The sequence below is a fragment of the Pseudomonas sp. C11 genome, assembly GCF_034683865.1.
In the GTDB taxonomy this organism is placed as follows: Bacteria; Pseudomonadota; Gammaproteobacteria; order Pseudomonadales; family Pseudomonadaceae; genus Aquipseudomonas.
The window spans coordinates 98,141-122,509 of the sequence record NZ_JAWIIP010000005.1; the positions used below are offsets into that span (position 1 = coordinate 98,141).

Genomic DNA, 24,369 nt, shown 5'->3' on the forward strand with positions numbered 1-24,369 from the left:
TTAACTGCAATGTTCGGCGATGTGATTGACCAGGGCCACGGCCAGCTCGCGCGGATCGGCACTGAAGACGCTGTAGCCACCCTCGCGCAGGCTGTCGGGCATGCTCGGGCTGGCGCAACTGTCGGCACGCTGCGTCCAGATCACCCCGCCCTGGCGTTTGACGTAGGCGGCGGCGGCGCTGCCATCGCTGCCCATGCCACTGAAGACGATGACCCCGCACTGGGCGCCAAACTGCTGCGCCAGGTTGAGCATCATCTGGTCGATCGAGGGGCTGTAAGGCTCGGGCCAACCGCGCTCGGCGATCTGCATGGTGCCGTCTTCGGCAAAACCCAGCTCATGGTTGATCGGCGCGACCACCACTTCGCCACAGCGTACCGGGTCACCATGGCGGGCGCTGTTGACGTGCCATTGGCTGTGCCGGCCAACCGCTTGCGGCAATGCCGCTTCGAAGCTGGCATCGATGTGCTGGGCATAGATGAAGCCGATGGGCAGCCCGCCCGGCAGCGCATCGAGGAAGGCCTTGACCGCCGCCGGCCCGCCCAGCGAAGCCGCCAGCAACCACACCTGGCGCGCGGGCTCGCCGGCTTTCAGCGGCGTATCGGCCAGCGCCTGGGGCAATTCCAGGCGTGACGGGCGCTGCCCTTCGTCGAGCAGCGCCTGCAGGCTCGGGCCGACCGCCTGGGTTGGATCGCCAACCAGACGCTTGAGCTTGCCAAACAGGCTGCGCTCCCAACGCGGGTAGTTCTCCGAATGCCGCTCGGGAGCATGGCCTTCGCCGAACAACACCGGTGCACTGGCGTGTTCGAGCAGGCTGTCGACCAGCGGCGAGTCTTCGGACTGGGCCAGATCCACCAGCCACAGATCGGTCTCGCAGGCGGCCAGGGCGTCTTCATCGAGGCGCGCCGGGTCGCTGTTGAGCACCACGTTGTAGCCGCCACCGATCAGTGCCTGCTGCAGCACATGGCGCTGCAGCGAGGTGTCGGCGATGACCGCGATACGAGCTGCGGTTCTTTCCGTCATGCTTCATTCCCTCGCTGACCACTCACCAGTTGCGTGATGCTGTCGAGCAGCAGGGACTCCTGATAAGGCTTGCCGAGGTACTGGTTGACGCCGATGGCCATGGCCCGCTCGCGGTGTTTCTCACCGGTACGCGAGGTGATCATGATGATCGGCAGATCCTTGAGATTTTCGTCGTGACGCACCAGGGTCGCGACCTCGAAGCCGTCCATGCGTGGCATCTCGATGTCCAGCAGCATGATGTCGGGCTTGTGCTCCTGCAACTGAGCGATGGCGTCGACCCCGTCCTTGGCGGTCATCACGTTCATGCCGTTGCGCTCAAGCAGACGGCTGGTGACCTTGCGCACGGTGACCGAGTCGTCCACCACCATGACCAGCGTCGGGCGCACGGCCTCGACCTCTTCGGCGACGACCTCGGCGCGGCCCAGCTGACGCGGCGTGAGCTGGTTGAGCAGGCGCGCATGCAGAGTGCGGATGGTCGCCAGCAGATCGAGAATCACCACCACGCGACCGTCACCGAGGATGGTCGCACCGGAAATACCGTGCACCCCGGCGAACTGCGGGCCCAGGCTCTTCACCACGATCTCGCGCGAACCGGCCAGGCTGTCGACCTGCACCGCCACGGCGTGCTCGCTGGAACGCACCAGGATCACCGGCAGCGGCAGGCTTTGGCCAACGAGCTTCGGATGCTGACCGTTGTTCAGCAGGTCGCCAAGGTACTTCAGCTCGTAGGCCTGCCCGGCGTACTCGAAGCGCGGCGCATCAGGCGCGTAGTAGGCTTCCAGTTCGTAAGGCGAGACGCGCACGATACCCTCGATGGTATTGAGCGGAATGGCGTAGAGGTCTTCGCCGGAGTACACCATCAGCGCACGGTTGACCGAGACGGTGAACGGCAGGCGAATGGTGAAGCGCGTGCCCTGGCCGACGTTCGAGTCGATGCTCATCGAGCCGCCGAGCTGCTTGACCTCCGAGTGCACCACATCCATGCCGACGCCACGCCCGGAAATCTGCGTGACCTTCTCGGCGGTGGAGAAGCCGGCTTCGAGAATGAACTGCAGCACCTCGTGATCGCTGAGATCGCTGCCTTCGTCCATCAGCCCACGTTCGATGGCCTTGCGCCGTACGGCATCGAGGCGAATGCCACCCCCGTCGTCATCCAGGGTGAGGACGATATCGCCGCCCTCACGGCCGAGATTGAGGCGGATGGTGCCGGTGTCCGGCTTGCCTGCGGCGCGGCGCACCTCGGCGGGCTCGATGCCATGGTCGACGGCGTTGCGCAGCATGTGTTCCAGCGGCGCGACGATACGTTCGAGCACGGTACGATCCATTTCCCCCTCGGCGTTGCCGACGAGGAATTCCACCTGCTTGCCCAGCTCACCGGCCACCTGCCGGACGATCCGACGCAGGCGTGGCACCAGGCGGTCGAACGGCACCATGCGCGTCCGCATCAGGCCTTCCTGCAGCTCGGTATTGACCCGCGCCTGCTGCAGCAGCAGCGTCTCGGCGTCGCGGTTCTTCGCCGCCAGGGTTTCCTTCAGGTCGAGCAAGTCGGAGGCCGACTCGAACAGCGCGCGCGAGAGCTGCTGCAGTTGCGAGTGGCGATCCATTTCCAGCGGGTCGAAATCCTCGTAGCCGGCACGCTCGGCTTCGGCCTGGTAGCGGCTGAGAATTTGCGCCTGGGTTTCGGTGTCGAGGCGGCGTAACTGGTCGCGCACGCGGTCGATGGTCGCTTCCATCTCGCTCAGGGTGAAGCTGACATCGCTCACCTGCTGCTCGACACGGCCACGGAAGATCGAGGTTTCGCCGGCCAGGTTGACCAGCCCTTCGAGCAGTTCCGCCGGAACCTTGACCAGTTCCTGCGGTGCGCGGCGCGCGGCAGCCTCATCGGCGGCTTCGCGCGCACGCTGTACGAAGGGCAGGATCTTGTCGACCTGCACCTGCGCCGGTTGCTCGCTGGCTGCCACGATCGAGGTCGAGGCGGCACGCGCAGGCTCCGGCGCGGCGACCGTCTCGACGGGTGCTTCGTCCTCCAGACTTTCGTCCAGACGCAGGCGCAGTTGATCGAGTTCCTTCTGCAGCCCCTCGAAGCCGGACTGCACATCGAGGAACAGGCTTTCCGGCCAGGGCGCGCCCTGCTGCAGGGCCTCGCTCAGGTGCTGCTCCAGGGCGTGGCTCATGTCCCCGAGACGCTTCTGCCCGGCCAGGCGTGCACCGCCCTTGAGGGTGTGCAGGATACGCAGCATCTCGTCGATGGCGGAGGCGTCGTCGCGCTGCTGTTCCCAGCGCCCGATGGCGGCTTCCATCGCTTCCAGCAGGTCGTCACCTTCCTCGAGGAAGATTTCCAGAATGTCGCTGTCAGCTTCGTGGTCAGCGCCACTTTCGACCACTGCCTTGAGCTGTATGGCAGAGGGAATGCTGACCTGCTCGTCCGGGTTGGCGCGGAAGCGCTTGATCGCCTCGATCAGGGCGTCGCCCTGCGGCACGGTGCGCCTGGCACGTACCGCGTCGAGCATCTCTGCCAGACGGTCATGGCAGGCTTGCAGGAGGGTAAAAAGCTCCGGGCTGGCGCGCATTCGGCCGGTACCCAGGCCCTCGTAGAGAAATTCGAGTTCATGGGCGAGATCACCGATCTCGCGAATCTCCGCCATGCGCGCACCACCCTTGAGGGTGTGCAGATCGCGCTGCAGGGCTTCGAGCTCCAGACTGTTGTCGACATCCGCCATCCAGCGCTGCAGGGCGGCCCCAGCGCTGTCGATGATATCGAAACCTTCCTCGAGGAAGATTTCCACCAGTTCGGGGTCACGTTCGTCATGCCAGTCGGACTGAGGCTGCGCCTCGACTTCGGGCTCGGGCTCGGGCTCGGGCTCGGGCTCGGGCTCGGGCTCGGGCTCGGCAACAGGATCGTCCTCCACCGGCAGTGTGTCGAGCGTCAGCGCCTCGATGTCCATACCGGGTTCATCGGGCTCGCTCTGGGCATCGGGCAGTTCCTCGACCTCGGCCAAGGCTGGCAAGGACTCGGCGATTTCTTCGCCAGCCAATGCAGGCTCTTCATCCGGAGTCTCGTCGATCACCGACTCGGGCTGTACGACGGCCGGAGCCAGGCCCTGCCCGGCACCGGCCTGGCGAAACTGGCGAATCGCCTGGATAAGGTCATCACCCAGCGTCAGCGGCTGGCGCGCCTGCAGTTGGTCGAGCATCAGCCCAAGTCGGTCATGACTGCGCTGCAGCAGGTCGCCGAGCTGCGTGGAATACGCGTAGCGACGATCCACCAGGCCTTCGTAGAGCGACTCCAGCTCATGGCCGAGGTCCCCGATAGGACGAATCGCCGCCATGCGCGCGCCGCCCTTGAGGGTGTGCAGATCGCGCTGCAGGGAAGACAGCGGCAGGGTGTTGTCCGGTTCGCTGAGCCAGCGTTCCAGAGCCTGACCGGCGCTCTCGAGGATATCCACCGCCTCTTCGAGGAAGATCTCCACCATCTCGTCGTCGAGATCGGCATCCAGCACCTGCGAGGAAACCGCGAGTTCCGGTGCCTGCTCGGCAGGCTGTGGCAGCGGCTCGTCCTCACCTGACGGCTCTTCAATATCGGCCTGCAGAGCTTCGGTGGCAGCATCCAGATCGAGGACTTCAAAACCCTCGGCGCCAGGTGTCAGCAGGGCCAGCGTGGCCGGACCCAGCGCTTCGTCGAGCAATGCGCGCAGGGCATCGACCCGCTCGGGCTGTGGCGTGACCTCCAGCGCGGCAGCCACCTGATCCATCATGCCGATCAGCGCTTCGTGAGCCTTTTCCGCCTCATCGAAGAAGCGCTCGCTGACCGCCAGGCTGCCTTCTTCGACCGCACCATAAAGATCCAGCAACGCTTCGCACAGCTCGTCGATCTGCGGCAGCTCGGCCATCTCGGCACCACGGCCCAGGGTGGTCAGTTCGTCCAGCAGGGCCGACAGCTCCTGGCGCTCGGCGGGGTGCTCGCGCCATTTGCGCAGCAGATCCTCGGCATCGAGCAGGATATCCATGCCCTCGGCGAGGAAGATGCCGATCAGTTGTGGATCACGGACTTCACCGCGTTCGCCGTGGCGTTCGCCTTCGGCCTGCTCGAGGCGCTCCTGATGCAGCGTCTGTACGCGGGCCAGGAAGGCTTCGGCACCGTCGATGGGGGCCAGCGGCCGGCTTTCCAGTTGCTCAAGGCCGGCGCGGAAGAGTTTCTCGGCCTGACTGAGCAGCTCGGCGGCAGCCAGATCGACCGGTATCAGGTTGGTCTTGAACTCCTTGACCAACTTCTCCAGCGGCGCGGCGATTTCCGCCACCGGCAGAATGCCGGCCATGTATGCACTGCCCTTGAGGGTATGCAGCGCCCGCTGCAGGTCATCGGTCACCGGTTGCGGCAATTCCTGCGCGCAATCGGCGAGAAAACCGACCAGGGTATCCAGGTGGGTTTCCGCCTCGTTGCGGAAAATCTCCAGCAGTTGTGGGTCGAGGGGCTCGCCATCGAGGGGTTCGCTGTCCCCAGGCTCGTCATCGAGCGATTCAGCACCGATCGGCGCGCCGACCTCGACTTCCTCGACCAGGGCTTCGACGGCCGGCTCGTCTTGCACGGTGCTATCGGTAGCCTCGGCGTCGCCCACGGACTCGGCTACCTGTGCGGCGACCGGGGCGTCAGATTTTGGGGGCGTCAGGCCCTTGGCCAGGGCATGCGCCGTGGCCGCCAGCAGGTCGACATCATTGCGTTGGCGCTGAGCCTTGGCAGCGAATTCGTCGACCAGCGCCGGCATCAGCGCGACCACGTCCACCACCACCTGTTGCACGGCCTCGCCGGGCTCGATACTGCGTTCGAGCACGCGGTTGAGCAGATTCTCGATCGACCAGGCCAGCTCGCCGATCACCAGCGCACGCACCATGCGCCCGCTGCCCTTGAGGGTATGGAAAGCGCGACGAACCTCGATCAGCGCATCCTTGTCCTCGGTATTGGCCTGCCACTTCGGCAGGTACTCGGCGATGGTTTCCAGCACCTCGCCGGCTTCCTCGATGAAGACTTCGAGCAGCTCATCGTCCACCGGCTCTTCGTCGGCAGGCGGCGGTAGCAAACTGGGCGGCACGTCGGCGGCAGGTGGATTGATGGCCTGCACCGGTGCAGCCATGACGTCGGCCATGGACAGCGGCTTGTCCACCTCGACGGGGTTAACCACGGGCTCCGGCTCTACAGCGCTGGGCAGCTCGACTTCGGGCAGATCCAGGTCGGCCAGTTCCAGTTCGTCCCATTGCGGCGCAGCGGCCTGTTCGTCGAGGTCGAGCTCGATTTCGTCGAGCCGGTACTCATCCGCAGCGGGCGCTACCGGCTGCACGGCAGGCAAGTCTTCGAGGGGTTCGAGATCGAAGGTGACGGTTTCGGCCGGCAGCGCCTCGAAGTTCGCCGGCTCGACCAGCGGCTCGGCATCCAGCAGCCATTCGTCCTCCACTGGCGTGGTCGGTTCGACCTCGTCGATCAGTGGCTCATCCAGCGGCTGCTCCAGCTCGCTGTCCTCGGCACCGAGCAGCTCGATCTCCTGCAGCGGATCGGCAAGCGGTGCCGGCGTTTCCAGCGGCGGTTCGACAGTGTCGAGAATCGAAGGTTTTTCCTGCAGCGGATAGCCAAGCGCCTCCAGGCTTTCCTCGGCGACGTCGAGAATCAGGTCACCCTGGGTGCCGTGATCTTCGGCCAGGCGCTCGAGGTAGTACTCGACGCTGGTAATGGCATCGGCCAGGGTGTCGAGGCTCTGCCAGTTAGGCACCGCCTTGCGTGCCAGCAGTTGCTCCTGAATGTAGCGATTGCAGGCGCTGAGCAGGTCGGCAGCGCGCTGCAGAGGGATCATCGCAAGACCGCCACGCACCTGGGTCAGCAGCTCGGGCACACGCGCCAGGTGCTCGTGATTCCACTGCGAAGCGATGAATTCGATGATCGCGTCCTTGGCCTGCTCCAGGCCGTTGCGCGCTTCCTTGATCACCAACTGGTGAATCTGCCCGACATCGGTGGTCGGCAGGCGGCTCTGCTCGCTCTGGCTGTCCTCGCTCGGGCCAACCATGCCGGCCAACGTCGCTTCGACATAGAGCAGCGCGCCGGCAACATCCATCAGCACCGCATCGTTTGGCTCGCGCTGACCGAGAGACAGGCCATGGATCACATCGATCTGGTCGAGGATCACCTTGCGCGGCTGGCCGAAGCCCAGCACGGCCAGGGTATCGGCGATCTGCTTGAGCGGGGCCAGCAGGGCATCCAGTTCGCTGGGCTGATTGCGGTCGCTGCGCACGAACAGATCCAGGCTGTCCTTGACCCGCACCAGCTCCTCGCATAGGGCGGCCACCACCGAGCGCATGGCATCGCGGTCGGGACCGGCCAGGCGGGCGCGTTCCTCGTCCACCACTTCGGTGTCCGGCAGTGCCTCGTCCAGGCGGTATTGTTCCTTCAGGGCGCGGATGCGCGGCGATTGCGCCGGCGCCTTGGCCACGTAGAACAGCAGATTCTTGGTCAATTCATCAGGCGCGGCCTGGTTGATACCGTCGGCGCCCTGCTCGACCAGACGCTTGAGCTCCTTGTCGACCTGGCGCAGCAGGGTTCGCACCGAAGTGCCGTTGACCACGCTGCCATTGGCCAGGCCTTCGACCATGCCGGAAGCAATCTGCCACAGGCCACCGAGCGGGGCCTCCTTGCACAGGTTTTCCAGGCGCGCGAAAACCCGCGCCATGTAACCGAGATTGGTGGCCAGATCCTGGTTGCGGATCACCCCGACAAGCGCCATCTGCAGCATCTGCCGCAGCTTGCGCAGCAACACCGGCAGCTCGGCGGTGCGCAGACGTTCCAGGCCACCCTCCGGCAACGCCGGTTGGCGAACGGACATGTCCGGCGAGAACAGGCTGGTTTCCGACAGCAGCTTCTCGCCACGGGCGGCACGCAGGTCGTTGAGCAGCGGCAGCACGACCATCGGCAGGTCGCGGCGCGCGGTCTGGATACGGTCGAGGTACACCGGCAACTGCAGGATGGCCTGCATCAGCACTTCCAGCGCCTCGCCCTGGTTGGCCACGCGGCCTTCCATCAGCGCCTTGGCCAGTTGCTCCATTTCCTCGGCCAGTAGAGCGGCGCCGTAGAATTCGACCATCTGCAAGGTGCCATGCACCTGGTGCACGTAGGTCAGGCAGAAGCGCATGCGCGTCGGATCCTGCGGGTTCTCGACGAACGCCTCCAGGGCCTGGCGCGCCTGCTTCAGGGTTTCCGCGATCTCGCCTTTGACCCACTCCAGGGCGACATAATCATGCCGATCACCCATAGCCACTCCACTCATAAACTTGGCCTTATCCCTTGCGGGTAAACGCCAGAACACGCTCGTCGGCTACCGGCACCAGCTCCGGATGCTGCCAACCGGCTACTTCACCCACACCCACCACCAGCAAGCCACCCGGTGCCAGGCTCTCGGCCAGGCGATTGAGGATGTCGCGGCGGCGCCAGCGGCGGAAGTAGATCAGCAAGTTCTGACAGAAAATCACGTCCATGCCGGACATCGGCGCCTTGGCCAGTTCCAGCACATTGAGCCTGGCGCAGCACACGCGCGCAGCCAGGCTCGGTACCACCTTGAAGCGTCCATCGGCCTGGGCGAGGAAATAACGCTCGCGCAGCTCGTCACTCACCTGCTCCAGCCTTCGCGTCGAGTAACAGCCCTCGCGGGCCTTGCTCAATGCGCCCTGACTGATGTCCGTACCGGTCACGGCGAAATGTTCCGGCGACTCGCTACCCTGCAATGCTTCGGCGGCCAGGATGGCCAGCGAATACGGCTCCTCGCCACTGGAACACCCTACGCTCCAGAATTCCCAGGGCTTACCCAGCCCGGCCGTCAGACGCTCCTGCAGATAACGGCTCAACACGTCGAACGACGGCAGGTGGCGGAAGAAACGCGTCTCCTGCACGGTCAGACGATCCAGCAGGGTCGACCACTCCACCGCGCCACGTGGCCCATCGGTCACCTGACGGTAGTAACTGGCGTAGTCCGTGACGCCCAATTCGCGCATGCGCGCGCTCAGATTGGTCTGCAGAAATGCCCGGCGCTGTTCGCTGACGACCACGCCGGTACGCTCTTCGAGGAGCGTCTGCCAGTCGTGAAAGTCCGTCTGCGACATCTCGGCCGTAGGCGTCAACGCCCAGATGCCGGCTGCCTGCATACCCTGCCCCTCGCCCTGAGTCATGGCTATCCAGCGGAGGCCGCGAGCGACCTCCGCACTCCTCTATCAGACCGGGTCGCGGCTGTCCGGGAGGGTGAAGCCCGACACCGACTTGCGCATCTCACTGGCCATCTTGGCCAGGTTACCGATGCTGCGTGCGGTAGCGGTGGTACCCGAGGACGTCTGCGAGGTGATCTCCTGAATCACGTTCATGGTGTTGGAGATGTGGCCGGCCGAGGAGGCCTGCTGGCGGGCGGCGTTGGAAATGTTCTGGATGAGGGCTGCGAGGGTCTTGGATACCTTCTCGATCTCTTCCAGTGCCACACCGGCGTCCTGCGCCAGACGGGCACCACGCACCACTTCGGAAGTCGTCTGCTCCATGGAGATAACGGCTTCGTTGGTGTCGGTCTGAATGGTTTTTACCAGCGCCTCGATCTGCTTGGTCGCCGCCGAGGAACGTTCTGCGAGGCGTTGTACCTCGTCCGCTACCACGGCGAAGCCGCGGCCCGCATCACCGGCCATGGATGCCTGGATCGCGGCGTTCAGGGCGAGGATGTTGGTCTGGTCGGCAATGTCGTTAATCAGGCTAACGATGTCACCGATCTCCTGGGACGATTCACCGAGACGCTTGATCCGCTTCGAAGTGTCCTGGATCTGCTCACGGATGTTATCCATGCCGGTGATGGTGTTGTGTACGACTTCGTTGCCCTTGTTGGCGATGGCTACGGAACGTTCCGCTACCGCGGACGATTCGCTGGCGTTCGCCGATACCTGGTCAATCGACACGGCCATCTCGTTGATCGCCGCAGAGGCGCCGGCAATTTCCTGCGCCTGGTGCTCGGAAGCCTCGGCCAGGTGCATGGCGGTCGCCTGGGTTTCCTGAGCAGCCGAGGCCACCTGCACGGCGGTCTGGTTGATGGTTTCTACCAGGTCGCGCAGCTGGTCGATGGAGTAGTTGATGGAGTCGGCGATGGCACCGGTGAAGTCTTCGGTTACCGTCGCGGCCACGGTCAGGTCACCGTCGGCGAGGTCGGCGATTTCGTCGAGCAGTCGCAGAATCGCCGCCTGGTTACGTTCGTTCTTCTCGGCGGTCTCGGTCAGACGGCGGTTGGTTTCACGCACCATTACCAGACCGATGAGGATGATCGACGCCAATGCCAGAGCACCGAGGACATAACCGAACAGGGTGTTGACGGTACGCCCGGCAGCCTGATCCTCGAAACCGACGGCCAGGGCGGAAGCCTTGTCCAGCAGCGTTTGCGAAACGGTGAAGATGGAGTTGGCGGACTCACGCACCTGGAACAGTTCCGGCGAGGTTTCCAGAATCTCGTCCACGGAACCGGATACGAATTCGAACAGCTCGGAAATCTCCGACAGGCGCTCCAGCGCCTCGGTGTCGGTCACCTTGGTGATTTCCATGGCGGCGTTGCCTTCGAGCATGGCGTTGAGTACACGCCCGAACAGGCTGGCATCGCGACCGAACATGTCGGCGGCCTGCACCGAGTCTTCGTCACCGGCCAGTACCTTGTTAACCGAACCCAGAATACGCTCAGCCAGCAGCGACTGACGCTGGGCCACGGCGACCTGAGCGGCCGGCGCACCGCTTTCCAGCAGGATGTCGACGACTTCCTCGTACTCGACCTGCAGTTGCGGGATGGTTTCGGCCAGAGTGGCGGCTACCTGGTGCAACGACAGTACGGTCTGCTCGCTGGCCAGAATGGCGTCGGCGTTTTGCCGCAAGCCATCCCAGTCTTTCTGCACGGCAGCCATCTGCGGCTGAACCGCCTCGGGCGCCGGCGGCAGGCCGGTGCTGGCGTCACCATCGGTGAGGAAGCTCCAGCGCTGCTGGAAGTCGTTACGCGCATCACGCAGCAGGCCGAAGGCCTCTGCCTTGCCCGTCGCGGCTTCCGTGGCGTTCTTGGCGATACGCTGCGACAGTACGCGCAGCTCACCGGAGTGACTGATGTACTCGGTGTCGTAGTTCGATTGCGTATTGATGTACGCGAAGTTGGCGAACTCCAACACGATGGAGACGATCAGCACGACGAACAGCCCCGCAATCAGCGTGCTGCTACGTGTCCCGCCCAACAGATTGCTTGCATTGAGTTTCTTCATTATCTGGCCCCCGCCTGGACCGACCGCACTACGGTTCCCGTATAACGCCAAAGGGCCGGCAGAACCGACCCAACCGAAATTCTTCTAATAAGCGACATCGAGAAACACCTGATCCCGCGTCAAGGCATGCGGGCTGAATACCAGCCAGGGTTGCTCACGCTGAAATACACCGTGGATGAAGGGCGCGATGCTCGCCTCGAGAGGCGGCAACTGCTCGGAAAAGGTATCCACGGGGAAATGTTGCATACCGAAGACTTCGTCGACCGTCAGGCCAGCGAAGATGTCCTGGTGATCGACCACCAGAACCCGCCGCAGCTTGCGCAGCGGCGACAGTTCATTGCCGAAGAAGCCACACAGATCCATGACCGGCAGCAGGCGCCCGCGTACGTTCGCCACACCCTTGACCCAGCCCTTGACCCCCGGCAACTGCGTGTAGCGAGGCTCGTGCAACACCTCGCCAACCTCCCCCATCGGCGCCACGAACAGGCGCTCGCCCATGCGAAAACCGATACCACTCCAGGTTTGCACCGCAGCCTGCTGAGAGGGCAGGCCGGCCGCCAGCGCACGACAGCGCTGGTCGATCTCACGGAGAATCTGGAAGGGAGTCAGTACGTCCGACATGCCGCCGTGGCCTTCTTCTTATCGAGTAAGCGGACAGCCCGGCGTCAGCCGGCCAGAACCGAATTGAGGGTTTTCAGCAGCGTGTCTTCATCAACCGGCTTGGTCAGGTAGTCCTTGGCGCCCTGGCGCTTGCCCCAGACCTTGTCGGTTTCTTGATCCTTGGTGGTGACGATGATCACCGGAATGTGGCTGGTTTCGGCGTCCTTGGTCAGTTGACGGGTCGCCTGGAAACCGTTGAGGCCCGGCATGACGATATCCATCAGCACGGCATCGGGCTTTTCCTGGCGAGCCAAGGCGACGCCATCGGCACCATTTTCCGCCTTGAGTACCTGATGGCCGTGCTTTTCCAGCATGGCGGTCAGCTTGTACATCTCGGTCGGGGAGTCATCAACAATCAGAATTCGAGCCATGGTCTATCCCAATACAGAAGAAGCGTAGGAGCCCTAGGGCCACGACGTCAGGAGGCTTGTTCCACCGGGGTGAAGTCCGGCACATGGGTCTTGATCGCCCCGAGCAGCTCTTCCTTGCTGAAAGGCTTGGTCAGGTACTGATCGGAACCCACGATACGGCCCTTGGCTTTGTCGAACAGGCCGTCCTTGGAGGACAGCATGATCACCGGGGTGGATTTGAAAGCACTGTTGTTCTTGATCAGGGCACAGGTCTGATAGCCATCGAGACGCGGCATCATGATGTCGACAAAGATGATGCGGGGATGAGTGTCGGCAATCTTGGCGAGGGCATCGAAGCCGTCGACCGCAGTGATGACTTCGCAACCCACCTTCTTCAGCAGAGTTTCCGCGGTGCGACGAATCGTTTTCGAATCGTCGATCACCATCACTTTCAAACCGTCGGAATGCTGTTCCATGTTCGCCCTACCATCGCCTCGGTGAGTCGTTATTTACGCGTTATCAGTATGCCTGAGGCCCAGTTTCCGGTAGGCCTGCGGCCCACCGTCGGGCCTTTTTAGCACACTCTCCACATGCAAGCTATAAGCCCGCCCGGCGGCTTTTCGCCCTTGACCACGGCCCCGCCTGGCGCCACCCTGACAACCCTTGTTGGGCCCGGCCGATGCGGCCGACGCCTGTATTTTTCTCGCGGAGAGTCACCCCATGAGCCTTCGTCTCGGGATCGTCATGGATCCCATCGCAGACATCACCTTCAAGAAAGATAGCTCGCTGGCCATGCTGCTGGCGGCCCAGGCTCGCGGCTGGTCACTGTTCTACATGGAGCAGCAGGATCTCTATCAGGCGCGTGGCCAGGCTCGTGGCCGCATGCGCCCGCTGAAAGTCTTCAACGACCCTCAGCGCTGGTTCGAACTGGACGCCGAACAGGACGCCCCCCTTGCTGAACTGGACGTGATCCTGATGCGCAAGGATCCACCCTTCGATAACGAGTTCATCTATTCCACCTACCTGCTGGAGCAGGCAGAGCGCGATGGTGTGCTGGTGGTCAACCGCCCGCAAAGTCTGCGTGACTGCAACGAGAAGTTCTTCGCCACCCAGTTTGCCCAATACACGCCGCCAACCCTGGTCAGTCGGCGAGCGGATATTCTGCGCCAATTTGCCGATGAGCACCGTGACATCATTCTCAAACCCCTGGATGGCATGGGTGGTTCGATGATCTTTCGTCACCGCGAAGGCGACCCCAACCTTTCGGTGATTCTGGAAGCCCTCACTCAGCATGGCAGACAACAGATCATGGCGCAGGGTTATTTGCCGGCAATCAAGGATGGCGACAAGCGCATCCTGATGATCGATGGCGAGCCGATCCCCTATTGCCTGGCGCGCATTCCCGCCGCAGGCGAGACGCGCGGCAATCTGGCCGCCGGCGGCCGAGGCGAGGCACGCCCGCTGACCGAGCGCGACAAGGAGATCGCGGCAGCCGTAGGCCCGACTCTGCGCGAGAAAGGGCTGATCTTCGTCGGCCTGGATGTGATCGGCGAGCACCTGACGGAAATCAACGTCACCAGCCCGACCTGCATCCGCGAGATCGATGCGGCCTTCGACACGCGCATCGGCGAACGCCTGATGGAGTGCATCGCCGGCAAACTCGGCGCAAAAGCTTGACGCAGGTTACAGCCTGGCGCTTCAGGCTTGCAGCCTGAAGCGCCGCGCCGCAGACTGCGCGTCACCCAAAGCAGACCCGATACGCGATGAACGCAGCAGCCACGCCTCCCGTCACGCCCTCCGCCGCCGTCCGCCCGGCGGATCGTCTGGGCTTCACGCTGTTCATCGCGGCCGCGCTGCATGTCGCGGTGATTCTTGGCGTGGGCTTCACCCTGGAGCCGCCTCCGCAGATCAGCAAGACGCTGGAAATCACCCTGTCGACCTTCAAGAGCGAGGAGAAGCCCAAGGAAGCCGACTTCCTCGCCCAGGACAACCAGCAAGGTAGCGGCACCCTCGAACATGCCGCCGCGCCGAAGACCACCGAGCAGGCGATTTTCCAGGACAGCGAGGTGCGCAAGGTCACCCCGCCCGCCACGCCACAGCAACCCGCGACCAAGCAGGAAGCGCCCAAGGCCGCCGTCGCCACGCGCGCGCCGCAGCCACAGAAAACTCCAGTCAAGCGTGAGGAAAGCAAACCCACGCCCAAGACACCGCCAGCACCGGTCTTCGACTCGGCACAATTGTCAGCTGAGATCGCCAGCCTGGAGGCCGAGCTGGCCCAGGAAGTTCAGGCCTACGCCAAGCGGCCGAAGATCCATCGCCTCAACGCCGCCTCGACCATGCGCGACAAGGGCGCCTGGTACAAGGACGAATGGCGCAAGAAGGTCGAGCGCATCGGCAACCTCAATTATCCGGACGAAGCCCGCCGCCAGCGCATCTATGGCAGCCTGCGCCTACTGGTGTCGATCAACCGTGATGGCTCGCTGTACGAAGTACAGGTGCTGGAATCCTCCGGACAGCCAGTTCTCGACCAGGCTGCCCAGCGTATCGTGCGCCTGGCTGCGCCCTACGCCCCGTTTACCGGTGACCTGGCCGATATCGACCGGCTGGAGATCATTCGCACCTGGCGCTTCGAGCGCGGCGACCGCCTCTCGAGCAATTGACGGCGCCGCCGCAAGCCTCAGAAGCCACCCACGTCCACCCGGCCTTTCGCTTTTACTTGCAGCTTGTGGCTTGCAGCCTGCAGCTTCAAACTAAGCGACATGAAGAATTCAGCCCCCACCTCGCTCAAGCACCATTTCCTGATCGCCATGCCGCACATGGCCGATCCGAATTTCGCGCAGACCGTGACCTACCTGGTCGAGCACAACGAACAGGGGGCAATGGGCCTGGTGATCAACAAGCCCAACGGGCTGAACCTGGCCGATGTTCTGGAACAGCTGCGCCCGGATGAGGAGCCGGCCGTGCTGTGCCACAGCCTGCCAATCTTCGCCGGCGGCCCGGTACAGACCGACCGCGGCTTCGTCCTGCACCCGGCCGGCCAGCAATTCCAGGCCACCCTGGAGCTCGGCGAGCTGGGTCTGTCCACGTCGCAGGATGTGCTGTTCGCCATCGCCGATGGCAGCGGCCCGGACAAATACCTGATCACTCTCGGCTACGCCGGCTGGGACGCCGGGCAACTGGAGGCAGAACTGGCCGACAACGCCTGGCTGACCTGCCCCGCCGACAGCGCAATCTTGTTCGACCTGCCCTTCGACCAGCGCCTGAACGCCGCTGCCGCCAGCCTTGGCATCAACCTCAGCCTGCTCACCTCACAGGCTGGGCACGCCTGATGAGTGACAAGCCACTGCGCCTGCTACTGGGCTTCGACTACGGCACCAAGCAGATCGGCGTCGCCGTCGGCCAGGTGATCACCGGCCAGGCCCGCGAGCTGTGCGTGCTCAAGGCGCAGAACGGCGTACCGGACTGGAGCCGTGTCGAAGCACTGATCAAGGAGTGGCAGCCGGATGCCGTGGTGGTCGGTCTGCCGCTGAACATGGACGGCACGCCCAGCGAGATGAGCGCCCGCGCGGAGAAGTTCGCACGCCGCCTCAACGGTCGCTTCAACCTGCCGGCCTACACCCACGACGAACGCCTGACCACCTTCGAGGCCAAGGGCCAGCGCCTGCGAGAAGGCCAGAGTGGCGGCTACCGCGAGCGCCCGGTCGACGCCATTGCCGCAGCCTTGTTGCTACAGGGCTGGCTAGAGGAAAACTGCACGGGCTGAGCGAATCGGCCCGCACCAAGGAGTTTCGCCATGCTACCGAACCCCAACGACCTGCTGCCGGCCATGGCCAGCGCCCTGACCCAGCACCTCAACCAACGCCAGATCAGCGGGCCGCGTTTCATTGGCATCCGTACCGGCGGCGTCTGGGTCGCTCAAGCCCTGCTCGCCGCCCTGGATCGCGACGACGCGCTGGGCGTGCTCGACGTGTCCTTCTACCGCGATGATTTCACCCAGAATGGCCTGCACCCGCAGGTGCAGCCGTCCGAGCTGCCGTTCGAGATCGAAGGCCAGCACCTGGTGCTGATCGACGACGTACTGATGAGCGGGCGTACCATCCGCGCCGCGCTGAATGAACTGTTCGATTACGGCCGCCCGGCCAGCGTGACCCTGGTCAGCCTGCTCGACCTCAACGCCCGCGAGCTGCCGATTCGCCCCGATGTGGTTGGCGCGACCCTGTCGCTGGCCGCCAACGAGCGGGTAAAATTGTCCGGCCCCACGCCGCTGACCCTCGAACTCCAGACGCTCGCCAACTGAGACCCCCGCGATGACGCCACTCGCCGCCAAGCGCCCGCTGCAGCTCAATGACCAAGGTCAGCTGCGCCATTTCCTCTCACTCGACGGCCTGCCCCGCGAGCTGTTGACCGAAATCCTCGACACCGCCGACTCCTTCCTCGAAGTCGGCGCGCGGGCGGTGAAGAAAGTCCCGCTGCTGCGCGGCAAGACCGTGTGCAACGTGTTCTTCGAGAACTCCACGCGCACCCGCACCACCTTCGAGCTGGCCGCCCAGCGCCTGTCGGCCGACGTCATCAGCCTCAACGTCTCGACCAGTTCCACCAGCAAGGGCGAGACGCTGTTCGACACCCTGCGCAATCTCGAGGCCATGGCTGCCGATATCTTCGTCGTGCGCCATGCCGACTCCGGCGCCGCGCACTTCATCGCCGAGCACGTCTGCCCGAACCTGGCGATCATCAACGGTGGTGACGGCCGCCACGCGCACCCGACCCAGGGCATGCTCGACATGCTCACCATCCGCCGCCACAAGGGCGACTTCGAGAATCTCTCGGTGGCCATCGTCGGCGACATCCTGCACTCGCGGGTGGCACGCTCGAACATGTTGGCGCTGAAGACCCTGGGCTGCCCGGACATCCGCGTCATTGCGCCGAAGACCCTGCTGCCCATCGGCCTGGAGGAAAGCTACGGCGTGCGCGTGTTCAGCGACGCCAACGAGGGCCTCAAGGATGTCGACGTGGTGATCATGCTGCGCCTGCAACGCGAGCGCATGCAGGGCGGCCTGCTGCCCAGTGAGGGTGAGTTCTATCGTCTGTTCGGGCTCACCGAGCAGCGCCTCAAGCTGGCCAAGCCGGACGCCCTGGTGATGCACCCGGGACCGATCAACCGCGGCGTGGAAATCGAGTCGGCAGTAGCCGACGGCCCGCAGTCGGTGATCCTCAACCAGGTCACCTACGGCATCGCCATCCGTATGGCCGTGCTGTCGATGGCCATGAGCGGGCAGAACGCCCAACGTCAACTCAACGCCGAGGAGGCCAACTGATGCGTACCGCAATCCTCGGCGCCCGCGTGATCGACCCAGCCAGCGGCCTCGATCAGGTCACCGACCTCTATATAGAAGGCGGCAAGCTGGTCGCCATCGGCCAGGCGCCTGCTGGCTTCGTCGCCGACAAGACGCTCGACGCCCAGGGCCTGATCGCCGCCCCCGGCCTGGTCGACCTGTCGGCGGCCCTGCGCGAGCCGGGTTACAGCCGCAAGGGCAGCATCGCCACGGAAACCCTGGCTGCAGCCGCAGGCGGCGTCACCAGCCTGTGCTGCCCGCCGCTGACCAAGCCGGTGCTGGACACTCCGGCGGTGGCCGAGCTGATCCTTGATCGCGCCCGCGAAGCCGGACACACCAAGGTCTTCCCCATTGGCGCGTTGAGCAAGGGCCTGGCTGGCGAACAACTGGCTGAACTGGTTGCGCTGCGTGACGCTGGTTGCGTCGCCTTCGGCAACGGCCTGGATAACTTCCGCAGCAGCCGCACCCTGCGTCGTGCGCTGGAATATGCGGCCACCTTCGACCTGCAGGTGATCTTCCATTCGCAGGACGCCGACCTGGCCGAAGGCGGCCTGGCGCATGAGGGCCCGACCGCCAGCTTCCTCGGCCTGGCCGGCATTCCGGAAACCGCCGAAACCGTGGCCCTGGCCCGCGACCTGTTGCTGGTGGAACAGAGCGGCGTACGCGCGCACTTCAGCCAGATCACCAGCGCCCGTGGCGCCGAGCTGATCGCCAACGCTCAAGCCCGTGGCCTGCCGGTAACCGCCGATGTCGCGTTGTACCAGCTGATCCTCACCGACGAGGCACTGATCGACTTCTCCAGCCTCTATCACGTGCAGCCGCCACTGCGCTCGCGGGCCGACCGCGACGGCCTGCGCGAAGCGGTGAAGGCCGGAGTGATCTCGGCCATCGCCAGCCACCACCAGCCGCACGAGCGTGATGCCAAGCTGGCGCCTTTCGCCGCCACCGAGCCGGGTATCAGCAGCGTACAACTGCAGCTGCCGCTGGCCATGAGCCTGGTGCAGGACGGCCTGCTGGATCTGCCGACCCTGCTGGCGCGTCTGTCCAGTGGCCCGGCTGCGGCGTTGCGTCTGCCGGCCGGCAAGCTGAGCGTCGGCGGCGCTGCCGATGTCGTGCTGTTCGATGCGCAGGCTTCTACCGTCGCTGGCGAGCAGTGGTACTCCAAGGGCAGCAACTGCCCCTTCATCGGCCATTGCCTGCCCGGCGCAGTGCGTTACACGCTGGTCGACGGGCATATCAGCTATCAGGCTTGAATGAGTCGGGCGTACTCGCGAAGCAGTACGCCTTTGCCGGGAGTATTGGCCGTGAGCGGTGGTGCCGAGCGCTGCATGGGCCGGCGGACTGTTCGCTTAGGCTCCTGAGTCCGCCCTACGCCCCTTAAAGCCCGCGCTTCAGCAAGCACTCCGAGCCCGCCATCCGGCGGGCTCGCCTTTTTCTGCTATCTACAACGCCCGCGCCTCTACCTCAGCGTTCTGCTGCGGATTGGTGGCGATATTGGACGAATGAGTGACTCGACGGTCATCATCCACGTCAGGTTAGGCAGCCAAATCTTTCCAAACGCCACCGCCCTATGACCCTGCCCGCGCATCCAGGCGCCGGCCCGGTGTCGCGCTGGCCTTGTTCAGGAGCTTTTGAGTTATGTCGCGCTTACCTGTGATCGTGGGTTTCGGGGGTTACAACGCAGCCGGGCGCAGCTCCTTCCACCATGGTTTCCGCCGCACCGTGCTGGAATCGCTCGAGCCCAAGGCACGCCAGGAAACCCTGGCCGGCCTGGCGCAAATGATGAAGCTGGTGCAGGTGGTCGAGGGTCAATACCGCGACCAGGATGGCCAATCGCTGAGCCATGCCGAGATCGAGGCCCGCTTCGCCAACGAGATTCTCGCCGGCACCCTGGTGCGCCGCATCGAACGCCAGCACCTGGATCCCGATGCCGCCCATTGGCAGAAAAGCATCACCCTGGATGCTGGCCAGCAGCCGCTGACCTTCACCACTTCGCGCAAACAACTGCCCGAACCGCTGCCAGCCAACTGGTCGCTGGAAGAACTCGACGGTAACGAAGTGCGTGTCACCCTGCATGACAGCTGCGAATTCAAGGTCGACAGTTATCGCCCGCTGGCAGTGAAGTCCGCAGGCCAGTTGCCCACCGGCTTCGAGCCGAACGAGCTGTACAACGCCCGCTTCCACCCTCGCGGCCTGGCCATGACCGTGGTCGGCGTCACCGATGCCCTGCGCTCGGTGGGCATCGAGTGGCAGCGCATCATCCAGCACGTGCGCCCGGATGAAGTGGCGGTATTCGCTGGCAGCGTAATGAGCCAGCTGGATGACAACGGCTACGGCGGCATGATGCAGTCGCGCCTCAAGGGTGGCCGCGTCACCGCCAAGCAACTGGCCCTGGGCCTGAACACCATGCCGGCGGACTTCATCAACGCCTACGTGCTCGGCAGTGTCGGCACCTCAGGCAGTGTCACGGGCGCCTGCGCCACCTTCCTCTACAACCTGCAGAAGGGCATCGAGCAGATTGCCAGTGGCAAGGCCCGTGTGGTCATCGTCGGCAACAGTGAAGCGCCAATTACTCAGGAATGCATCGAGGGCTACGGCGCCATGGGTGCACTGGCCACCGAGGAAGGCCTGCGCCAGATCGAGGGCAAGGATGAAGTCGACTTCCGCCGCGCCAGCCGCCCGTTCGGCGACAACTGCGGCTTTACCCTGGCAGAAGCCTGCCAGTTCGTGGTGCTGATGGACGACGAACTGGCCCTGGAACTGGGCGCCGATATCCATGCAGCGGTGCCTGACGTGTTCATCAACGCCGACGGCTTCAAGAAATCCATTTCCGCCCCTGGCCCGGGCAACTACCTGACCGTAGCCAAGGCCGTGGCCAGCGCCGTGCAACTGCTGGGCCTGGACGCCGTGCGCAGCCGCAGCTTCGTCCATGCCCACGGCTCCAGCACCCCAGCCAACCGGGTGACCGAGTCGGAGATTCTCGACCGTGTCGCCGCGGCCTTCGGCATCCAGCAATGGCCAGTCACCGCGGTGAAGGCCTTCGTCGGTCACTCCCTGGCCACCGCCAGTGGTGATCAGGTGATCGCGGCCCTCGGCGCCTTCAAGTACGGCATCGTGCCGGGCATCAAGACCATCGATGCGGTGGCCGGTGACGTGCATCAGAATCACCTGAGCCTGTCCACGGAAGACCGTAAGCTGGGTGAGCAGGCGCTGGACGTGGCCTTCATCAACTCTAAGGGTTTCGGTGGCAACAACGCCAGCGCCGTGATCCTCGCCCCGCACGTGGCCGAACGTATGCTGCGCAAGCGCCATGGCCAGGCCGCCTTCGAGGCCTACCTGGCACGCCGCGAGAGCACTCGTAGCGCCGCAGCGGCCTACGACCAGCAGGCGCTGCAGGGCAAGCTGGACATCATCTACAACTTTGGCAACGACATGATCGACGACCAGGCGATCTCCATCACCACCGAGGAGATCAAGGTGCCGGGCTTCGAGCAGCCGCTGGTGTTCAAGAAGGACGAGCGTTACAGCGACATGCTCGATTGAGCGGTCACGGCGGGAAGGGCTTCAGAACCGTAGGGCGGGTGCAACCCGCCATGGTCGATGTGGCGGGTTTCACCCGCCCTACAGACCGCGCGCCAGCTCGATCAGCTCGCCACGCCATTCGGCGGCAGCCGGCAGCGCCAGGAAAGACGGATTGAGAAAGGACTCGCGCGTCTCATAGGTCAGCGGTGCACCGCTCAGATCCAGCACTTCGCCACCCGCCCCTTCCAGCACGCCCTGCGCCGCTGCGGTGTCCCACTGCGAGGTGGGCGCCAGACGCGGATAGCAGTCGGCATTGCCTTCGGCCAACAGGCAGAACTTCAGCGAACTGCCGATATTGGCCAGCGCGGGCTCGCCGAAACGCTGGATCAGACCGGCCAGCAGGGTTTCCTGCGCCGGACTCGAGTGACGCTTGCTGGCCACCAGAGTGATGCCTTGAGCCTGAGCCACACGCACGCGAATCGGTTGCTCGCGACCCGGTGCATCGCTGCACCAGGCCCCCATGCCGGCACCGCCGTAATAGCAACGGCCGCTGGCCGGAATGCCGACCACGCCGAAAACCACGCGGCCCTGCTCGATCAGCGCGACATTGACGGTGAACTCCTCCGATCCGGCGATAAATTCCTTGGTGCCATCGAGTGGATCGACCAGCCACCAACGTGTCCAGGCGGCGCGCTCGGCCAGCGGGATGTCGGCGGCCTCTTCCGACAAAACAGGCACCTCCGGTGCCAGGGCGCGCAGACCGTCGAGCAGGATATGGTGCGCAGCCAGATCGGCGGCGGTCACCGGCGAGGCATCAGCCTTTTCCGTCACCGCCACACCGCTGCGCCAGTAAGGCAGAGTGGCCGCACCCGCCGCGCGCACCAGTTCGATCACACGGGGAATGTAGAGATGGCTCACAGGCTGAACTCCCCACGCTCGGTCAGCAGATCACGCACCAGATACAAAGCGGCCAGTGCACGCCCCTCGCTGAATTGCTCGTGGCGGGCCAGGCTGGAGAGCTCGCGCAGGCTGATACGGTCGACGCGCATCGGCTCGGGTTCGTCCCCCGGCAGGCGCTCTTCATACAGATCGCGCGCCAGCACCACCTGAATCTTCTGGCTCATGTAACCGGGCGACAGGCTCAGCTCGGTGATGTACTCCAGCTCGTGCGCACCGAACCCGGCCTCTTCCTTGAGCTCGCGGTTGGCTGCCACCAGCACGTCTTCCCCCGGTTCGACCAGCCCCTTGGGCAACGACAGCTGATAGTCATCGGTGCCGCCGCAGTATTCCTCGATCAGCACGGCATGTTCAGCGTCGAGCATCGCCACCACCATCACCGCACCGTAGCCCGGGCCCTTGCCGACCAGCCGCTCATAGGTGCGCTCGGCGCCGTTGGAAAAACGCAGCTGCACCTCCTCGACGCGGAACAGGCGGCTGCTGGCGACGATCTCGCGAGCGAGAACCGTGGGTTTTTGGCGCATGGAACAACTCCTTGGCGGAACCTGGCGGGTTATCATACAGCGGCTTTCGTCATTATCCCCGGCACAGATTGCGCGTTCACGACGCACTCTGGCAGATTCACGACCCAATACTCATCAGACGCGCCCATGCCTCCACTGCCCTGGCACCAGATCGACACCGTCCTGCTGGACATGGACGGCACCCTGCTCGATCTGCACTTCGACAATCACTTCTGGCTCACGCATCTGCCGCAGCGCTACGCCGAGCACCATGGCCTCAGCCTGGCACTGGCCGAAGCCGAGCTGCTGCCGCTGTTTCGCCAACATGCCGGTACGCTGAACTGGTACTGCACGGATTTCTGGAGCCGCGAACTGAAGCTGCCGATCCGCGAGCTCAAGCGCGAGGTCGCGCACCTGATCGCCCTGCGCGCGGATGCCGAGGTCTTTCTGCGTGCACTGCGCGAGGCCGGCAAGCGTGTGGTGCTGATCACCAACGCGCACCGCGATTCGTTGTCGTTGAAGATGGAACGGGTCGAGCTGGCGCCCTGGTTCGAGCGCCTGATCAGCTCCCACGACTATGGCTTTCCCAAGGAAGACCAGCAGTTCTGGTTCGCCCTGCGCCAGGACGTCGATTTCGACCCGGCGCGCAGCCTGTTCATCGACGACAGCCTGCCGATCCTGCGTAGCGCCGGGCGCTTCGGCGTCGTCCACCTGCTCGCCGTGCGCCAGCCCGATAGCCAGGCCGGTGTCAAGGACACCGAAGAGTTCGCAGCGGTGGAAGATTACCGCGCCCTGATTGCCGGCCTCTGAGAGCAGCCATGGACATCAAACAGCTGAAGTTCCTCGTCGCCCTCGACGAAACCCGCCACTTCGGCCAGGCCGCCGCACGCTGCCACGTGACCCAGCCGACGCTGTCCATGCGTCTGCGCCAACTGGAGGAGGAACTGGGCCTGGAGCTGGTGCGTCGCGGCCAGCGCTTCGAGGGCTTCAGCGCCGAAGGTGAGCGTATTCTCGCCTGGGCACGCAGCCTGCTCGCCGCCGAAGATGGCCTGCTCGCCGAAGCCGCCGCGTGCCGGGGGCAACTGGTGGGTACCCTGCGCCTGGGCGTGGTACCGCTGGCGGCCTTCGACCCGATGCATCTGGTCAGCCTGTTCGCCGAGCACCATCCCAGCCTGAATTTTCAGCTGCATGCGCTGAGCAGCGAACAGATCATCGAAGGCCTGGGACGCAATCAGCTCGACCTTGGCCTGTCCTACCTCGACCGTCTGGATCGGCAGCATTTCGCCTGCCTGGAGCTGGGCGAGGCGCGCATGGGGCTGCTATTCTCGCCCCGCCACTTCCCCTTCAGCAGCAACAGCCTGAGCTGGGAAGAACTGGCCACGGTACCGCTGGGCCTGCTATCGAGCGGCATGCACTTTCGTCAATCCATCGACCACAGCTTTCGCGCGCGCGGACTGAGCCCACGGGTTCGGCTGCAGACCGATGCCGTGCATCAGTTGACCCGCGCCGTCAGCGCCGGTCTGTGCTGTAGCATCATGCCGCTGCAGAGCGGTGACTGGCCGGCCGCCCCGCATCTGCGCCTGCTGCCGATCGAAGATGCCCACACCCTCGCGCCCATGGGCCTGATCCGTCGCCGTGGCGCGCCCGATTCGCCACTTGCACAGGCCTGCTTCAGCGCTGCCGAGCAGTGGCTGGCACATCACGCGCTCGACCGATAAACGCCATCGATCAGCG

19 protein-coding genes are annotated in these 24,369 nt (G+C 64.5%); 10 read left to right on the forward strand and 9 right to left on the reverse strand.

The window, feature by feature from the left end; translation table 11 throughout:
• From VC352_RS09985 to pilG, 7 genes are all read right to left on the reverse strand, one after another.
• On the reverse strand, positions 1 to 1,020 hold the full coding sequence (locus VC352_RS09985) for a chemotaxis protein CheB (protein WP_322979417.1): 1,020 nt from the start codon (positions 1,018 to 1,020) through the stop codon (positions 1 to 3).
• Positions 1,017 to 8,309, reverse strand: coding sequence for an Hpt domain-containing protein (locus VC352_RS09990; RefSeq protein ID WP_322979418.1), 7,293 nt, complete (start codon positions 8,307 to 8,309; stop codon positions 1,017 to 1,019). The genes VC352_RS09985 and VC352_RS09990 overlap by 4 nt, the downstream gene beginning before the upstream one ends.
• Positions 8,310 to 8,334: 25 nt before the next feature.
• Positions 8,335 to 9,195 carry a protein-glutamate O-methyltransferase gene (locus VC352_RS09995; RefSeq protein WP_322979615.1) on the reverse strand — a complete coding sequence of 287 codons (861 nt, stop codon included), beginning with the start codon at positions 9,193 to 9,195 and terminating at the stop codon, positions 8,335 to 8,337.
• Positions 9,196 to 9,261: 66 nt separating this feature from the next.
• The gene (locus VC352_RS10000; RefSeq protein ID WP_322979419.1) at positions 9,262 to 11,310 is read right to left on the reverse strand and encodes a methyl-accepting chemotaxis protein; all 2,049 of its coding nucleotides are present in this window, start codon (positions 11,308 to 11,310) and stop codon (positions 9,262 to 9,264) included.
• A gap of 84 nt (positions 11,311 to 11,394) precedes the next feature.
• Entirely contained in the window at positions 11,395 to 11,931 is a 537-nt protein-coding gene (locus VC352_RS10005) for a chemotaxis protein CheW (RefSeq protein WP_322979420.1), read from the reverse strand.
• A gap of 44 nt (positions 11,932 to 11,975) precedes the next feature.
• A complete protein-coding gene (gene pilH, locus VC352_RS10010) occupies positions 11,976 to 12,341 on the reverse strand; it encodes a twitching motility response regulator PilH (protein ID WP_220802053.1) in 366 nt (121 codons plus the stop codon).
• A 47-nt stretch (positions 12,342 to 12,388) separates the two neighbouring features.
• Positions 12,389 to 12,796 carry a twitching motility response regulator PilG gene (gene pilG / locus VC352_RS10015; protein ID WP_159969955.1) on the reverse strand — a complete coding sequence of 136 codons (408 nt, stop codon included), beginning with the start codon at positions 12,794 to 12,796 and terminating at the stop codon, positions 12,389 to 12,391.
• 244 nt (positions 12,797 to 13,040) lie between these two features.
• Between pilG and gshB the strand changes: the two genes are divergently transcribed.
• The 8 genes from gshB (at position 13,041) to VC352_RS10055 (ending at position 21,196) form a co-directional block, all read left to right on the forward strand.
• Positions 13,041 to 13,997, forward strand: a complete 957-nt coding sequence (gene gshB / locus VC352_RS10020; RefSeq protein WP_322979421.1) for a glutathione synthase — start codon at positions 13,041 to 13,043, stop codon at positions 13,995 to 13,997.
• Between the two features lie 86 nt (positions 13,998 to 14,083).
• Positions 14,084 to 14,980, forward strand: coding sequence for an energy transducer TonB (locus tag VC352_RS10025; RefSeq protein ID WP_322979422.1), 897 nt, complete (start codon positions 14,084 to 14,086; stop codon positions 14,978 to 14,980).
• A 99-nt stretch (positions 14,981 to 15,079) separates the two neighbouring features.
• On the forward strand, positions 15,080 to 15,649 hold the full coding sequence (locus VC352_RS10030; RefSeq protein ID WP_322979423.1) for a YqgE/AlgH family protein: 570 nt from the start codon (positions 15,080 to 15,082) through the stop codon (positions 15,647 to 15,649).
• The gene (ruvX, locus tag VC352_RS10035) at positions 15,646 to 16,083 is read left to right on the forward strand and encodes a Holliday junction resolvase RuvX (RefSeq protein ID WP_099522898.1); all 438 of its coding nucleotides are present in this window, start codon (positions 15,646 to 15,648) and stop codon (positions 16,081 to 16,083) included. Before VC352_RS10030 ends, ruvX begins: the two co-directional genes overlap by 4 nt.
• A gap of 30 nt (positions 16,084 to 16,113) precedes the next feature.
• A complete protein-coding gene (pyrR, locus tag VC352_RS10040; RefSeq protein WP_322979424.1) occupies positions 16,114 to 16,617 on the forward strand; it encodes a bifunctional pyr operon transcriptional regulator/uracil phosphoribosyltransferase PyrR in 504 nt (167 codons plus the stop codon).
• A gap of 10 nt (positions 16,618 to 16,627) precedes the next feature.
• Positions 16,628 to 17,635 (forward strand): aspartate carbamoyltransferase catalytic subunit, encoded by a 1,008-nt coding sequence (locus tag VC352_RS10045; RefSeq protein WP_011920651.1) that lies wholly within the window; start codon positions 16,628 to 16,630, stop codon positions 17,633 to 17,635.
• Entirely contained in the window at positions 17,635 to 18,906 is a 1,272-nt protein-coding gene (locus VC352_RS10050) for a dihydroorotase (RefSeq protein WP_322979425.1), read from the forward strand. Before VC352_RS10045 ends, VC352_RS10050 begins: the two co-directional genes overlap by 1 nt.
• A 385-nt stretch (positions 18,907 to 19,291) precedes the next feature.
• Positions 19,292 to 21,196 carry a beta-ketoacyl synthase gene (locus VC352_RS10055; RefSeq protein ID WP_322979426.1) on the forward strand — a complete coding sequence of 635 codons (1,905 nt, stop codon included), beginning with the start codon at positions 19,292 to 19,294 and terminating at the stop codon, positions 21,194 to 21,196.
• A gap of 78 nt (positions 21,197 to 21,274) precedes the next feature.
• Here VC352_RS10055 and cysQ read toward each other — a convergent pair whose 3' ends face one another.
• Together cysQ and nudE are read right to left on the reverse strand one after the other, a co-directional pair.
• Entirely contained in the window at positions 21,275 to 22,093 is an 819-nt protein-coding gene (gene cysQ, locus VC352_RS10060; protein WP_322979427.1) for a 3'(2'),5'-bisphosphate nucleotidase CysQ, read from the reverse strand.
• Positions 22,090 to 22,656: an ADP compounds hydrolase NudE gene (gene nudE / locus VC352_RS10065; RefSeq protein WP_322979428.1), complete on the reverse strand. Its 567-nt coding sequence runs from the start codon at positions 22,654 to 22,656 to the stop codon at positions 22,090 to 22,092. Before nudE ends, cysQ begins: the two co-directional genes overlap by 4 nt.
• Positions 22,657 to 22,782: 126 nt before the next feature.
• Between nudE and yrfG the strand changes: the two genes are divergently transcribed.
• Together yrfG and VC352_RS10075 are read left to right on the forward strand one after the other, a co-directional pair.
• On the forward strand, positions 22,783 to 23,445 hold the full coding sequence (gene yrfG / locus VC352_RS10070) for a GMP/IMP nucleotidase (RefSeq protein ID WP_322979429.1): 663 nt from the start codon (positions 22,783 to 22,785) through the stop codon (positions 23,443 to 23,445).
• 8 nt (positions 23,446 to 23,453) lie between these two features.
• The gene (locus VC352_RS10075; protein ID WP_322979430.1) at positions 23,454 to 24,353 is read left to right on the forward strand and encodes a LysR family transcriptional regulator; all 900 of its coding nucleotides are present in this window, start codon (positions 23,454 to 23,456) and stop codon (positions 24,351 to 24,353) included.
• Positions 24,354 to 24,369: the final 16 nt, after the last annotated feature.

Bases quoted from the DNA above. Each gene is read 5' to 3' on its own strand.
- VC352_RS09985 (WP_322979417.1), bottom strand. From the start codon at position 1,020: ATGACGGAAAGAACCGCAGCTCGTATCGCGGTCATCGCCGACACCTCG.
- VC352_RS09990 (WP_322979418.1), bottom strand. From the start codon at position 8,309: ATGGGTGATCGGCATGATTATGTCGCCCTGGAGTGGGTCAAAGGCGAG.
- VC352_RS09995 (WP_322979615.1), bottom strand. From the start codon at position 9,195: ATGCAGGCAGCCGGCATCTGGGCGTTGACGCCTACGGCCGAGATGTCG.
- VC352_RS10000 (WP_322979419.1), bottom strand. From the start codon at position 11,310: ATGAAGAAACTCAATGCAAGCAATCTGTTGGGCGGGACACGTAGCAGC.
- VC352_RS10005 (WP_322979420.1), bottom strand. From the start codon at position 11,931: ATGTCGGACGTACTGACTCCCTTCCAGATTCTCCGTGAGATCGACCAG.
- pilH (WP_220802053.1), bottom strand. From the start codon at position 12,341: ATGGCTCGAATTCTGATTGTTGATGACTCCCCGACCGAGATGTACAAG.
- pilG (WP_159969955.1), bottom strand. From the start codon at position 12,796: ATGGAACAGCATTCCGACGGTTTGAAAGTGATGGTGATCGACGATTCG.
- gshB (WP_322979421.1), top strand. From the start codon at position 13,041: ATGAGCCTTCGTCTCGGGATCGTCATGGATCCCATCGCAGACATCACC.
- VC352_RS10025 (WP_322979422.1), top strand. From the start codon at position 14,084: ATGAACGCAGCAGCCACGCCTCCCGTCACGCCCTCCGCCGCCGTCCGC.
- VC352_RS10030 (WP_322979423.1), top strand. From the start codon at position 15,080: ATGAAGAATTCAGCCCCCACCTCGCTCAAGCACCATTTCCTGATCGCC.
- pyrR (WP_322979424.1), top strand. From the start codon at position 16,114: ATGCTACCGAACCCCAACGACCTGCTGCCGGCCATGGCCAGCGCCCTG.
- VC352_RS10045 (WP_011920651.1), top strand. From the start codon at position 16,628: ATGACGCCACTCGCCGCCAAGCGCCCGCTGCAGCTCAATGACCAAGGT.
- VC352_RS10050 (WP_322979425.1), top strand. From the start codon at position 17,635: ATGCGTACCGCAATCCTCGGCGCCCGCGTGATCGACCCAGCCAGCGGC.
- VC352_RS10055 (WP_322979426.1), top strand. From the start codon at position 19,292: ATGTCGCGCTTACCTGTGATCGTGGGTTTCGGGGGTTACAACGCAGCC.
- nudE (WP_322979428.1), bottom strand. From the start codon at position 22,656: ATGCGCCAAAAACCCACGGTTCTCGCTCGCGAGATCGTCGCCAGCAGC.
- yrfG (WP_322979429.1), top strand. From the start codon at position 22,783: ATGCCTCCACTGCCCTGGCACCAGATCGACACCGTCCTGCTGGACATG.
- VC352_RS10075 (WP_322979430.1), top strand. From the start codon at position 23,454: ATGGACATCAAACAGCTGAAGTTCCTCGTCGCCCTCGACGAAACCCGC.